This window comes from Simplicispira sp. GW247-4R2A, from assembly GCF_059424465.1.
In genome coordinates this window covers 21,203-34,516 of the sequence record NZ_JBWKZM010000008.1, presented here as the reverse complement: position 1 = coordinate 34,516, position 13,314 = coordinate 21,203, and the positions used below count along the sequence as shown (strand labels likewise).

At 59.1% G+C, this 13,314-nt stretch carries 11 protein-coding genes; 6 read left to right on the top strand and 5 right to left on the bottom strand.

Annotated elements, in window-relative coordinates; translation table 11 throughout:
- Positions 1 to 223: 223 nt before the first annotated feature.
- From pip to AC07ZH_RS07485, 3 genes are read right to left on the bottom strand one after another with little or no spacing between them, the layout of a single operon-like run.
- Complete coding sequence (gene pip, locus AC07ZH_RS07495) at positions 224 to 1,168, bottom strand: prolyl aminopeptidase (protein WP_495199195.1); 945 nt, start codon at positions 1,166 to 1,168, stop codon at positions 224 to 226.
- Positions 1,165 to 1,812, bottom strand: coding sequence for a response regulator (locus tag AC07ZH_RS07490; protein ID WP_495199194.1), 648 nt, complete (start codon positions 1,810 to 1,812; stop codon positions 1,165 to 1,167). The genes pip and AC07ZH_RS07490 overlap by 4 nt, the downstream gene beginning before the upstream one ends.
- A 19-nt stretch (positions 1,813 to 1,831) precedes the next feature.
- On the bottom strand, positions 1,832 to 3,196 hold the full coding sequence (locus tag AC07ZH_RS07485; protein ID WP_495199193.1) for a sensor histidine kinase: 1,365 nt from the start codon (positions 3,194 to 3,196) through the stop codon (positions 1,832 to 1,834).
- Between the two features lie 731 nt (positions 3,197 to 3,927).
- Here AC07ZH_RS07485 and AC07ZH_RS07480 point away from each other — a divergent pair.
- From AC07ZH_RS07480 to AC07ZH_RS07455, 6 genes are all read left to right on the top strand, one after another.
- Positions 3,928 to 5,724, top strand: a complete 1,797-nt coding sequence (locus AC07ZH_RS07480) for a methanol/ethanol family PQQ-dependent dehydrogenase (protein ID WP_495199192.1) — start codon at positions 3,928 to 3,930, stop codon at positions 5,722 to 5,724.
- A gap of 49 nt (positions 5,725 to 5,773) precedes the next feature.
- Positions 5,774 to 6,508: a hypothetical protein gene (locus AC07ZH_RS07475; RefSeq protein ID WP_495199191.1), complete on the top strand. Its 735-nt coding sequence runs from the start codon at positions 5,774 to 5,776 to the stop codon at positions 6,506 to 6,508.
- A gap of 115 nt (positions 6,509 to 6,623) precedes the next feature.
- Positions 6,624 to 7,055, top strand: a complete 432-nt coding sequence (gene pedF / locus AC07ZH_RS07470; RefSeq protein ID WP_495199190.1) for a cytochrome c-550 PedF — start codon at positions 6,624 to 6,626, stop codon at positions 7,053 to 7,055.
- Positions 7,042 to 7,893 (top strand): substrate-binding periplasmic protein, encoded by an 852-nt coding sequence (locus tag AC07ZH_RS07465; RefSeq protein ID WP_495199189.1) that lies wholly within the window; start codon positions 7,042 to 7,044, stop codon positions 7,891 to 7,893. The genes pedF and AC07ZH_RS07465 overlap by 14 nt, the downstream gene beginning before the upstream one ends.
- Positions 7,894 to 7,993: 100 nt before the next feature.
- A complete protein-coding gene (locus AC07ZH_RS07460) occupies positions 7,994 to 8,572 on the top strand; it encodes a cytochrome b (protein ID WP_495199188.1) in 579 nt (192 codons plus the stop codon).
- A 675-nt stretch (positions 8,573 to 9,247) separates the two neighbouring features.
- Positions 9,248 to 11,347 carry a TonB-dependent receptor family protein gene (locus AC07ZH_RS07455; RefSeq protein WP_495199187.1) on the top strand — a complete coding sequence of 700 codons (2,100 nt, stop codon included), beginning with the start codon at positions 9,248 to 9,250 and terminating at the stop codon, positions 11,345 to 11,347.
- 61 nt (positions 11,348 to 11,408) lie between these two features.
- Here the strand turns inward: AC07ZH_RS07455 and dtd are convergent, their stop codons facing one another.
- On the bottom strand, positions 11,409 to 11,861 hold the full coding sequence (dtd, locus tag AC07ZH_RS07450) for a D-aminoacyl-tRNA deacylase (RefSeq protein ID WP_495199186.1): 453 nt from the start codon (positions 11,859 to 11,861) through the stop codon (positions 11,409 to 11,411).
- Complete coding sequence (dbpA, locus tag AC07ZH_RS07445) at positions 11,858 to 13,267, bottom strand: ATP-dependent RNA helicase DbpA (RefSeq protein ID WP_495199185.1); 1,410 nt, start codon at positions 13,265 to 13,267, stop codon at positions 11,858 to 11,860. The genes dtd and dbpA overlap by 4 nt, the downstream gene beginning before the upstream one ends.
- Positions 13,268 to 13,314: the final 47 nt, after the last annotated feature.

The following is a 13,314-nucleotide window of genomic DNA, read 5'->3' as shown; positions in this document are numbered from 1 at the left end:
TCCAATCTATGCACCCGCGCTCCGACCCGTTCGTCGGTTGGTTTGGCGCTCATTGCCCACAGTGACAGCTGCATAGGCTTCAGGTCGGCTGCTTTGAGGGCGCGCAGGCACTCGTCGATCAGGCCGATGCCCCATGTACCCGACGACACCATAGGCATGGGTTTTTCGTCGCACATCACCTAGGACGACGGCCCGAGAATTTCATGATGCAGGAAACGCGGACTCAGCCGCTGCAGCTCGCAATACTTCCAAGCGCAGCGATACAGGCAGCGGCAATGTCCGGTGCCGAAGCGCCATGCCGACCACCGGCAACAAGTCGCCACTCGGCTTCGGGCCAGGCGCGATGCAAGCGTATGGCGGTGCGCGGGGGACAAACCGGATCCTCACTGCCTTGCACGATGACTGCCGGGAGGTGCCGAAAGCAGGCGCAACTGGCAAGCAGTTCGGCGGCGTCGACAAAGCAGCGCTGCACGAGGTAGTGCGCCAGCACGGCGGTCTTCGCCAGTTGCCGGGCGTCGGGAATGCTGGCCAGCGGAGCTTCGCCCATTAAGGCGCGTTCATAGTCGATCCAATGCCGCGCCGCCCCCTGCCTCACTAAAAGATCGCGGCTCAGCAGACGGCTGGTGTAGGCGTGCAGCAGGTCGCCGCGCTCGGCGGCTGGCACGCCGGAGGCAAAAGCCTCCCAGGCCTGCGGTACGCTGTGATCGGCTCCCTGGGCATAACGCTGCAACTCGTCGGCCGAGCTGAGGAAGATGCCACGCAAGACAAGGCCGGCGATCCGCTCTGGATGCTGTCGCGCGTAAGCCAGAGCGAGAAGGCTGCCCCAGGAGCCACCGAAAACGATCCAGCGCTTGATGCCGAGTGCCTCGCGGATACGTTCGATGTCGGCCAGCAGGTGCGCAGTGGTGTTGGCCTGCAGGCAACCAAGTGGCGTGCTCCGGCCGCAGCCGCGCTGATCGAAGAGCACGGCACGAAAACGTTCGGGATCGAAGAAACGGCGCTGAGCCGGCGAACAGCCACTCCCCGGACCGCCATGCAGAAAAACGACCGGAACACCTTCCGGCCGCCCACATTCCTCGACATGCAACACATGACCGTCACCAACCGCGAGACGGAGCGTGCGGAACGGCACCGTCTCCGGAAAAAATGGCCCGGTCATCGCGCTCATGCCTCCATCAACCCGGCGCGCATGGCGAGGACCGCCAGTTCGGCGGCATTGCTTGCATTGAGCTTCTGTTTGATGTGGTAGAGATGCGTTCCGACGGTACTGGCGCTGACATTGAAATCACTGGCGATATCCCCCACCGAACGCCCTTTGGCCAACTGAAGGAAAACCGCAAACTCCTTTTCGGTAAGCGTTTCAGCCGGGTCGGCGGTACCCGAGAGTTGCGCCAGCGCGACCTCCTGCGCCAGTTCCGGATCGATATAGCGCTGATTCTTCGCCACCTGCCCGACGGCCCGCAGAAACTCAGCGGGTGTACTGCGTTTACAGAGGTAGCCCAGCGCGCCGGCCTTCAGGGCGCGCACCGGGATCACCGCGTCCTGATGCGCCGAAAGTATCAGCACGCGGGCGTTGGGATAGCGGGCGCGCAGGCGCTCAAGGGCGGCCAGCCCGCCGATTCCGGGCATCGAAATATCCATCACCAGCATGTCAGGTAACAATTCGCCATACAGGCGCACGGCCTGTTCGCCAGTTTCGGCCTCACCCACTACGCAAGCCCCGGCGCCCTCAAGGAGCGCACGAAACCCCATGCGCACGATCGCGTGGTCGTCGGCGATCAGGATTTTCTGACTGGCAAGGCACAGGGTCATGGCACTTTCTCCCGGGTACTTATGGGTTGGCCGGCAACAAGACACAGAGGCGAGTACCTCCACCGGCCACGCTGTCGAAATGCAACTCACCCAACAGCGCCGCGACGCGTTCGCGCATGCCGCTCAAGCCGAGGCCGCAGCCGGAAAATTTTGATGGCGCCCCAAGGCCACGGCCGTTGTCGACCAGGCAGAGTTCGAGGCGGCATTCCCGCCCCTGTTGTAGTTGGCGCAGGTGCACATCAACGCGGCTGGCTGCCGCATGACGTGCAACGTTGGTCAGACCTTCCTGAACAATGCGCAGCAGCACCTGAGCGAAGTCGTCGCTGACGTCTTGGAGGCCCGCCTCCAGCGTCGTGCCTAGGGCAATATCGGGATAGTGCTGTTGCCAGACATCGAGATAACGCCGCAGCATTTCCTCCATGTTGACGCGCCCGCCTCTGGCATCCGGGCGCAGATGATGAAGGATATCGCGCACGCCGTCTTGCATCTGCCCAGTCACGGCAACAATGCTTTGCGCGTACCCGTTCACGACCGGATGTTCGCTGGTGCGCTGTGCAATCGCACCAGCCAGTGCACGCACGGCAGTGATGCCTTGCGCCAGCTCATCATGCAGTTCGCGAGCGATGTTGCCGCGTTCGGCCTCCAGTCGCAATTGCACGCGTTCCGTCAGCTCATGCTCGGTTTCCAGCCGCACGTTGTCATTGACCGCTTCGGCAAGGCGGTCGGCCATGCCGTTGAACGCGCAGGCCAGGCGCCCGAGTTCCGGCACCGGAAAAACCGGCAGACGCGTGTCGAAACGGCCACGTCCGGTACGGTCGAGCGCCGCCATGACCACGCCGAGCGGGCGTAGCGCGCGGCGCAGCGCAAGGCGTACCGCAAAGAACAGCGCGATGAGCGATACCACAGCCCATCCTGCTATCAAGCGCAGGTCGTCCCAGGCATCGAGTATCGCGCGCGAGGAGTCCGGATGAAGGATCAGCGTCAACGGACCCGCATTGATCAAATGGGTGGCAAATTGCGGGTCGACGATGGCCGAAAACCAGCCGGGAGCAGCGCGCCCAGCCTTGTAAACAGGCTGTGGTGACAGGTAGACCTGATTCCCGGCTCTATCGAGCACTTCCAGCGCGTTGGCGCGAATCCGCCCGACCGCCTGCACATGCGAGAGCAGCTGCTCACTGCTCCAGACCGGTGGATCGGAGCGCGCCTGGCGAGCAGCAACGTTCAGCCACTGCTGGGCGACCCGACTGGCAGCCTCGACTTCCTCGTGGATGGATTTCCGGCTTTGCGTCAGCCACAAGCTACCCAGCGCCAATACAAGCACGCCAGCGAGCGCCGTCAGCACGAAACTGATGCGGGTATGCAGACTTGGCGTAAAACGGCGCACGGTGGTTTCTCCTCTTGAGCCGACGGGGACTACCCATGAGACCGCATAGGCAACATGCTTGTCACCGGAGCATTTCCCGGCCCACTCCCATTAAGACCAATGGAATGGTGAAGACCTTCACTGGCTGCGTTGCCGATGCCCCGAAGACCCATCTATTCGGCGGTGCACGGGGCCTGAAGCAGACTTTGCCGCGCTATCCCACGGTGCAATGGCCAACAAGACAGCAAGCATCGTGCCTACCGTGCCCTGAATACCTTTAGCGGAAACCGATACAGCGTAGGCCGGAGCACTGCAGTCGCAGGGGGAAAGAATGGTGGCGGGGCGGTCACCCTACCGGCCTCGCTTGCGGAGCACCTGTCGCACTTTGGAGCAGTTGACGCCATTTGAAACAGGCGAACTGTCCAGACCTGCTGCGCCTGTAACGGCTGCAGCTTCGGCGCTCGACCGAAACTCGGGCCCACTGGGAATTAGGGCGATGCTGAATAAGTCGCTGCGATGGCGAGGATTTGCAACGCCGCAGACCGCCCGAGGGACGGATGCGCGGCGCGTGAGGGACTTAATCAGCATTGCCTTAGACGCCGTATTTCCTGGCCGGCCGGCCACAGCCTCAGGGACAAATCACCCGTCATCATTCTGGCACGCTGCTTGCTTGAGTTCTCGCCCACGGGGCTGATACTGCTTTCTGGTGGGCATCTGTTCCGCTTCGGAAATACAACCAAGGAGACGATTCGATGAAACAGACGGGCAAAAACAACAGGGTGCCGTTCGTTTTGGCACTGGCAGCTGCAGCCGTACTTGGCGCCGGCTCGCTGGGCACAGCCCAGGCGAAGGACGTGACAACTGCAGACATTCTCAACGACGCCAAGACCCCCGGAGACGTCGTGAGCTTCGGCCTCGGCACTCAGGGTCAGCGCTACAGCGCGCTGAACTCCATCAACACGAAAACCGTCAAGAACCTGACGCCCGTCTGGACCATGTCCTTCGGCGGCGAAAAACAGCGCGGTCAGGAATCGCAGCCGCTCATCAGCGACGGCAAGATGTTCGTCACCGCCTCTTACAGCCGGATCTTTGCGTTCGACGCCATGACTGGCAAGAAGCTGTGGAAGTATGAGCACCGCCTGCCCGATGGCATCATGCCTTGCTGCGACGTGGTAAACCGCGGCGCCGCACTGTACGGCAACCTGGTGATCTTCGGCACGCTTGATGCGCAACTGGTCGCGCTTGACAAAGACACCGGCAAAGTGGTCTGGAAAGAAAAGCTGGAAGACTACGCAGCCGGCTACTCTTCCACCGCAGCACCGATCATTGCCAACGGCAAGCTGATCACCGGCGTGTCCGGGAGCGAGTTCGGCGTCGTGGGTCGTATCGACGCCCGCGATCCGATGACCGGCAAGCTGTTGTGGACACGTCCGACGGTCGAAGGCCACATGGGCTATACCTTCGACAAGGACGGCAACAAGATTGAAAACGGCATCTCCGGCACAACCAACGCAACCTGGCCTGGCGATCTCTGGAAAACCGGCGGCGCATCTACCTGGAACGGCGCTACCTACGATCCGGAAACCAACCTGCTCTTCGTCGGCACAGGCAACCCGGCCCCGTGGAACAGCTGGAACCGCCCCGGCGACAACCTGTTCTCATGCTCGACCGTCGCCATCGACCCCGATACCGGCAAGATCGTCTGGCATTACCAGAACACGCCCCACGATGGCTGGGACTATGACGGCGCAAACGAATTCGTCTCCTTCAACTACAAGGATCCGAAAACCGGCAAGATCGTCAAAGCTGGCGGCAAGGCGGATCGAAACGGCTTCTTCTACGTAAACGACCGGGCCAATGGCAAGCTGCTCAACGCCTTCCCGTTCGTCCGAAAAATTACCTGGGCCAAGAAAATCGACTTGGAAACGGGCCGCCCTGTCTACAACGACGAGTCCCGTCCTGGCGATCCGGCAAAAAGTGCCGACGGCAAAGCCGGTACTGAAGCATTCGCAGCACCAGGCTTCCTTGGCGGCAAGAACCAGGAACAGATGGCATACAGCCCGCAAACCGGCCTGTTCTATGTTCCGGCCAACGAGTGGTCGATGGAGATTCACAACGAGCCCGTGGCGTACAAAAAAGGCGCTGCCTATCTGGGAGCCGGGTTCACGATCAAAGCCATCAATGACGACTACATCGGTGCCCTGCGCGCTGTCGATCCGGCCACAGGCAAGATCGTCTGGGAAAGCAAGAACTACGCCCCGCTGTGGGGTGGCGTTCTGGCTACCGGCGGCGGCCTGGTCTTCCACGGTACGCCGGAAGGTTTCCTGAAGGCACTTGATGCCAAGACCGGCAAGGAACTGTGGTCCTTCCAGACCGGTACCGGCATCGTGGCACCTCCCGTCACGTGGGAAGCGAACGGCGAACAGTTCATCGCTGTGACAGCCGGCTGGGGCGGTGCGGTTCCGCTGTGGGGCGGCGACGTTGCCAAACGCGTAAATTTCCTCGAACAAGGCGGTTCGGTATGGGTGTTCAAGCTGCACAAGTCTTGATCAGCATTTGACGCTCTGATCGACCCGAAACGGGTCGATCACTCAAAATTTGTATCAGAAAGATGCTGAAAATCGCCGCCGTGCCGCACTGCAAATCTGCGCGAAAGCTGCTGCTATCGCCATGGTCCGCGCCGTGCCCGACGGCGGTTCCGACATCTTTCATTTCTCAAGCTACTTCGAACTCACGACACCTGGCATTTTCAGCAAAACAGCTCCCTGCTCTGGCAGACGTCAGCCCGCAATGGCCTCCTCTTTGCTCATGAAGCAAATCAGCTTTGATCTGAACCAGATCACCCCAACAACCCGCCAACCGGAATTCCGTGCCCAGATGCTGCGCGCAATTCGTTGGACTGCACTGGTTAGGCTCCTTGCTTCACTTGATGAAAGCACGCTGCTGAGGTTCCGCCACTGGCTAGAGAAACGTCAACGGATGGATCAGATTCTCGCCGCCGCCCGCGACCTCCTCAAGATTCAAGATTTGCTGCCCAAGGCGGCCACCACCATAGATGGCAGCTCGATTGTGGCCGCCAGTCCGACCAGGAATACAGACAAAGACCGCGATCCCGAAACGTATTCGAGCCAGAAAATCACGCAGCGGTGCCTTGGCAAGATGTCGTTTACGCTGCCAATACAGGGGATAGCGCGGCATACATCAATGCAGGTACACAGATGCTTGCGCTTGAAAACAGAGGGCAGGCCGCAAAAAAACGGCTCCAACAGTCCAAATAAGGGGGAGACAGCCATGCACAGGCCGAGCAAAGCAGCTGCATATTGCCTCATCTGAAAGATGCTAACCCTATAGACCCCAATAAACCAAGTTTTCTCCCACCTTTAGCATGCCTTGCCGTTTTGTGTCGGCCATCCCAAACACAGTCTATTTTTATATCCAAGGAGACAAAGTGACTACTTCAAAAAAATCCATTTTCCACCTGCTTCTATCTGTAACGCTGGGCCTGGCCGCCGGTTCCGCCGTGGCCCACGGCGACGTTACCCCGCAGCCGGTAGATACGGCTGGGCTGAAACCAGTCGGCACTGCATGGCTTAAGTCCAACCCCTATCGCGGTGATAAAACTGCAATCCATATTGGCGCATCCGGCTATAACCAGAATTGCGCTCGTTGCCACGGCCTTGAGGCCGAATCCGGGGGTATTGCACCCGATTTGCGCTACTTGCCTACTGGTGACGAAGGTGACGAGATATTCCTTAACCGTATTCGTCACGGTTCTACACGCGACGGCCGGGTTTATATGCCGCCGTTTGAGGGCGTTTTCTCGCAAGAAGCCATGTGGGCGATTCGCGCCTGGTTGGAGTCGGTCCATGTCAACAATTAAGCGCCGCCAGTGGCTTGCTGCTCTGGGTGCGTTGGGCATGACAGCCGTCCTGCCTGCGCTGGCCGACGGGTTGGACGATATACGCCAAAAGGGTCGTCTGCGCGTTGCCGTTTATAACAATTTTCCGCCCTACTCTTTCGATGACCGGGGAATAGATGTTGATCTCGGCAAGGCCTTGGCTGAACGTCTCGGCGTAAAAGCCGAGATTGCATGGTTCACGGCTGACGAGGATATGAACGGTGACCTGCGCAATATGGTTTGGAAAGGGCACTACCTCGGAGCCCAACCAGGCGATGTGATGCTGCATGTACCGCTGGATCGGTACCTCGCTGCGCAGAACGATCAAGTACGGATCTTCGGGCCCTATCATGTTGAAACGGTCGCACTCGCGCGCATCGCCTCGCGTGTGCCAGAACCCTCGGGCTCATCTGCGGTAGCGCTGAATGTCTTCACACACGAGAAAGTTGGTGTCGAAGGGACTTCCGGTTCAGATTCGTTTCTGATGGGTGTTCTTAACGGTCGATTACGAGACAATGTTGTGCATTACCGCAGCGTTGCATTGGCAGTGGCCGGCATGCGGGGCGGTGAAGTGGCCGCGGTAATGGCGCCCAGAGCAGAGCTTGAAGCGGCCCTGAAGAACGACCCGGACTACCCGATCAGTCTCGTCAAAATGCTGGAACTGCGCCCAAGCAAGTGGCCGCTCGCCATGGCCGTCAGAAAGCATGAGGAGCGGCTCGCTCAAGCGCTGACAACCGCGCTGACCAGCCTGCAAGAAGATGGAACGGTGGCGCGTATTTTTAGCCAGTACGGCATCACTTACCAGTTGCCAGAAAGTTGAGCATGCGGCTCAGACATTGCGCCTCAGCGATCAACGCCGCAGTTCTGCTCACACTGGTCTATGCGCCATTGGGCGAATTGCCTTGGGAGGTAACTATTCCATGAGCGCAGTGAGTAGCGAACGCTATAACCGGTCGGCGATTTTTCTGCATTGGCTCCACGCCGCACTGGTCATCGCTTTGCTGATCATCGGCTGGATGATGACCGATCTGCCCAAGGGCCCGGTGCGGACAGCGCCTTATGCGCTGCACAAATCGCTTGGTCTGTGCGCGCTGGTGCTGGTTTTCATTCGTATCGTCTGGCGGCGCTTTTATGCCCCGCCCGCTGTGGCGACACAGCTGCGGCCATGGGAGCGAAAATTATCTGCCGTCGTTCACCGTGGGCTCTATTTCCTGCTGGTACTTGCGCCGTTGGCGGGCCTTCTGTCGGCCTCATTCACCAATCATTCATTGAAGTTTTTCGGGCTGCTGTTTCCCTCGATCGGCTGGCCAGAGAACGCCACCCTCAATGCCATCTTCAACAACCTGCACAAGGGCGCTGTGTGGACGCTGATGTTTTTGCTTGCCCTGCACGTTCTGGGCGCGCTTCATCACGCGTTGCGGCGCGACGGGGTGATCAAGCGCATGCTTCCATGGGGCAGCGGACAAACGATGCCAAACGCAAGCCCCATTCGCCAGTAACCATCCGCCACTCAGCACCCATTCCGCCGCCAATTTTAGATCGGTATCGCTAACACGTGTCACTGGGCGTAGCGGCATTTGGCTGGGACATCACGGTCGGCTGGGTAGCCTCGCTTCCTGTCGGCGGCGTGACAGCTACGGAGCGGACTTACGGGGTAAGTCTTTGGAGCAGTTGGCGTGTCCAGGAAATGCTGCTTCCGGTGGAAATAGAGGCAAATATACATAGATAAATTCCATACAGCTCTTGAATTTTAGGCGTAAATAGCGGCTTCTCTTTATTCCAAAATATAGCTCAGCGCCGCTGGAAACGAAGTGGTGCGCGATATGAATATCATTAGATAATCCAAACCACTATGGTGCGAATTGATTATCTTTCAATCGCAACCCTCAAGCAATAATCAACTGGCGGCGTGTAATATCTGAGTACTCGTACCCAGCTTATCTGTTTGCAGTGAAAATCTAAAATAGAGGGTTTAGTATCAACTAAATTTCCAGAACACTCAAAAGCATAAGCCAATCACAAAAAAGTGTCGCCCCTTTATTTCCAATATCATTCACCCTCTTTTTACGCAGTAATCAGATTTACTGCCAGATCCTAGAGTAAATCTTATGCCTCAAATTGCTTGTGCTCTTCCAGATCATAGGAAGGTAAAAACCGCTGTCTTTCTCGCTGCAATGAGCGCCGCAGTACAGGTACTTGGGCAGACCGCCCCCGCACCAGCCGAGCCTTCTTTGGGTCCAATTGTGACCATCGCCACACCTGGAGTGGAGCAATCGGCGTTTGATACACCCGCTTCCGTCGATGTGATCGATGCCTCGACACTTCAAAACGCGGAATTACAGGTTAATCTGTCCGAGACTTTAGACAGAGTCCCCGGTATCATGGCAAATAATCGCCAGAACTACGCACAGGACATACAAATTTCTTCGCGGGGGTTTGGCGCACGTTCCACCTTCGGCGTACGGGGTCTGAGACTTTATGCCGACGGCATTCCAGCAAGTTTTCCAGACGGGCAAGGTCAGGTGTCGAATTTCGATTTGGCTTCGGCTGCCAGAATTGAAGTTCTGCGTGGACCATTTTCGGCGCTCTACGGCAATTCCTCAGGCGGAGTGATCAGCCTGTTCACCGCCGACGGAGGCCCGCAGACTGTGGCCGACCTCGCCACCACTTGGGGCAGCAATGGCGTACAGCGCACAGGCGTGAAATTGAGTGGGACACAGGGTGCCGCGCAGTACAACATCAGCGCCGCCAGGTTTGGCACCGATGGTTACCGCGATCACAGCGCTGCGACGCGGGAAAACTTCAATGGCAAGGTGAAATATACCGTCAGTGATGACACCCACTGGACATTCGTAATTAACAGCGTGAATATGCCTGGCGTTCAGGATCCGCTCGGACTTACGCGAACGGAAATGCTTGCCAATCCGCGTCAGGCGACAGCTAGCGCATCTCTATTCAATACACGCAAATCGGTGAATCAGCTTCAAGGCGGCATCGTACTTGATCAACGTTTGAGTGGCGGACAGTCGTTCCACATTGCCGCCTATTCCGGCACACGCAGTGCTGAGCAGTTCCAGTCGATTCCCGTGGCAACCCAGGCATCGGTTACGCAGCCGGGCGGCGTGATTGATCTTGGCAGTCGGTATCAGGGGCTGGACGCGCGCTGGATTGACAAATCCAAATTATTGGGAAAACCGTTGACATTGACGGCTGGCCTGTCCACTGATCGAATGAATCAGTCAAGGCTCGGTTTTCAAAACTTTGTTGGCTCTGTGCTCGGAGTGCAAGGAGCGCTGAGGCGTGACGAGCTCAATACGGTGGATGCGTTTGACCAATACGTGCAAGGACAATGGGAAATTGCGGAACGATGGAGTGTTTCCGCGGGGTTGCGGCATTCGCAGGTGTCATTTGACTCGCAGGATCGGTATATTGTTACCGGCAATGGCGATGACAGCGGTTTCGTAAAATATCAGGCGACTACACCAGCACTTGGCGTAGTGTTCCATGTCAACGATGCCTTGAACCTCTACGCTTCGGCAGGGCGAGGCTTTGAAACGCCGACGCTCAATGAATTGGCCTATCGTGCCAATGGTGGAACAGGGCTGAATTTCGGCTTGCAGAGCGCGACCAGCCGGCAATGGGAGATTGGAATGAAATCCGAATTCATGCCGAACTGGCACTTGAATGCGGCCTACTTCCGAGCGAATACAGCCAATGAAATTGTGGTGTTAAGCAACTCTGGCGGCCGCAGTACCTACCAAAATTCAGGGAATACGCAACGAGACGGCATTGAGGCTGCGCTGTCAGGTCACTGGGGAAAGGGATGGTCGACGTACCTGGCTGCGACGTATCTGAATGCGACGTACGGCAGTAGTTTCATGACTTGTGTTGCCGCACCCTGCACCACGCCGAATACGTTGATTGCCGGCGGAAATAGAATTCCTGGGATTCCTCGCGCCAGTCTTTATGGTGAACTGGCTTGGCAGTACCAGGCTTGGGGCCTGGAAACCGCGCTGGAATGGCGCCATGTGGGGAAGATGTATGTGAACGACACCAACAGCGATGCCGCACCTCATGTCGATCTTCTCAATTTGAGGGCTTCGCTGCTCCAGAAATTTGGCCACTGGGCAATCAGAGAATTTGTTCGAATTGATAACTTAACAGACAGAAATTATTCTGGCTCGGTTATTGTCAATGAAGGTTCCCGTCGCTTTTTCGAGCCAGCCCCTGGCCGCAACGTTCTGGTCGGCTTAGGTGCAACGTATACGTTTTAGGCCAGAGTGACGCTAGCTTTATTGGCAAGTCTGCGCATCGGTTGTTTATTCAACAAAGCCATCAGGCGCCGATAGGCGCCATGCGCAGCGGAATCGTCACCGGCCCATCGTTGACCAAATGCACCTGCATCTCGGTGGCAAAGCGCCCGGTTTGCACCTCAGGGTGCGCAGCACGGGCTTGGGCAACGAAGTAGTCGAACAGCCTGCGCCCTTCGCCCGGTGCAGCGGCCTGCGAAAAGCCTGGGCGGTTGCCGCTTGTGGTGTCTGCGGCCAGGGTGAATTGGCTCACCAGCAGCAGACCGCCCCCGGTGTCCTGGACGCTGCGGTTCATCTTGCCGGCGTCGTCGCTGAAGATGCGCAGCTTGAGCAGTTTGGCCAGCAGCCGGTCGGCCTCGGCTTCGGTGTCGCCGCGCTCGGCACAGACCAACACCAGCAGGCCCGGCCCGATCTGGCCGACGACTTCGTCCGCCACTTCGACGCGCGCCTCACGCACGCGCTGCAGCAGGCTGATCATCCGCCCTCCGCCACCAGCCGCGCCTTCACGCTCTTGCCTTTGACACGCCCGGCGTTGAGGCGCGAGACCACCTGCTCGGCGATGCCACGCTCGACTGCCACATAGGTCGAGAACGCGTTGACGTTGATCTTGCCCACCTGCTCGCGGGCAAAGCCCATGTCGCCGGTGAGCGCGCCCAGCACGTCGCCAGCGCGGATCTTTTCCTTGCGCCCACCAATGATCTGGATGGTGGCCATGGGCGGCACCAGCGGCCCGCTGCCGCTGGGGGTGAGTTCAGCCACCGGCTGCCACTGCGACGCGCGGCCCTGCAGCACTTCAATTTTTCCGACACTGCCCATTTCGTCCATGCTGACCAGGTTGAGCGCCAAGCCCTCGGCGTCGCCCCGGCCGGTGCGGCCGATGCGGTGGATGTGTACCTCGGCATCGGGCGTCACGTCCACATTGATGACGGCGACCAAATCGGCGATGTCCAGGCCACGCGCCGCCACGTCGGTGGCTACCAGCACCGAGCAACTGCGGTTGGCAAACTGCACCAACACCTGATCGCGCTCGCGCTGCTCCAGTTCGCCGTAGAGCGCCAGCGCACTGAAGCCCTGCGCCTGCAGCACCGCCACCAGGTCCCGGCACTGCTGCTTGGTGTTGCAGAAGGCAATCGACGATTCGGGTCGAAAGTGCGCGAGCAGCAGGGACACGGTATGCAAACGCTCAGAGTTTTTCACCTCGTACCAGCGCTGCTCGATCTTCCCGGCGCTGTGCTGCGCCTGCACGGTGATGCGTTGCGGCTCTTTCATGAACTGCTGGCTGAGCTTGGCGATGCCTTCCGGGTAGGTGGCTGAGAACAACAACGTCTGGCGGTTTTTCGGGCACTGGCGCGCCACGGTGGCGATGTCGTCGAAGAAACCCATGTCGAGCATGCGATCGGCCTCATCGAGCACCAGGGTATTGAGCTGGTCCAGCGCCAGGTGCTGGCGCTCAAGATGGTCCATCACACGGCCAGGCGTACCGATGACGATGTGCGCGCCATGCGACAGGCTTTGCGCCTGGCCGCGCAGCGGCACGCCGCCGCACAGCGTGACGACCTTGACGTTGTCCGTGCCGCGCGCCAGGCGGCGGATTTCTTCGCTGACCTGATCAGCCAGCTCGCGCGTGGGGCACAAGACCAGCGCCTGCACGCCAAAGCAGCGCGGGTTCAAACGCGCGAGCAGCGCCAGGCCAAAGGCGGCGGTCTTGCCGCTGCCGGTGCTGGCCTGGGCGATGAGGTCCTTGCCCAGCAGCGCGGGCGGCAGGCTGGCAGCCTGGATAGGGGTCATCTGCAGGTAGCCGAGCTGCTGCAAATTGGCGAGAGTCGCGGGGTTGAGCGCAAGCGTGTCGAAGCCGAGCGCATGTTGCGCAGATGGAGAGGTCATGCGCGGATTATCCGGTGCCCCCTAAAAAGGTCCAAAACGCTCCGCGT

Bases quoted from the DNA above. Each gene is read 5' to 3' on its own strand.
- pip (WP_495199195.1), bottom strand. From the start codon at position 1,168: ATGAGCGCGATGACCGGGCCATTTTTTCCGGAGACGGTGCCGTTCCGC.
- AC07ZH_RS07490 (WP_495199194.1), bottom strand. From the start codon at position 1,812: ATGACCCTGTGCCTTGCCAGTCAGAAAATCCTGATCGCCGACGACCAC.
- AC07ZH_RS07480 (WP_495199192.1), top strand. From the start codon at position 3,928: ATGAAACAGACGGGCAAAAACAACAGGGTGCCGTTCGTTTTGGCACTG.
- AC07ZH_RS07465 (WP_495199189.1), top strand. From the start codon at position 7,042: ATGTCAACAATTAAGCGCCGCCAGTGGCTTGCTGCTCTGGGTGCGTTG.
- AC07ZH_RS07460 (WP_495199188.1), top strand. From the start codon at position 7,994: ATGAGCGCAGTGAGTAGCGAACGCTATAACCGGTCGGCGATTTTTCTG.
- AC07ZH_RS07455 (WP_495199187.1), top strand. From the start codon at position 9,248: ATGAGCGCCGCAGTACAGGTACTTGGGCAGACCGCCCCCGCACCAGCC.
- dtd (WP_495199186.1), bottom strand. From the start codon at position 11,861: ATGATCAGCCTGCTGCAGCGCGTGCGTGAGGCGCGCGTCGAAGTGGCG.
- dbpA (WP_495199185.1), bottom strand. From the start codon at position 13,267: ATGACCTCTCCATCTGCGCAACATGCGCTCGGCTTCGACACGCTTGCG.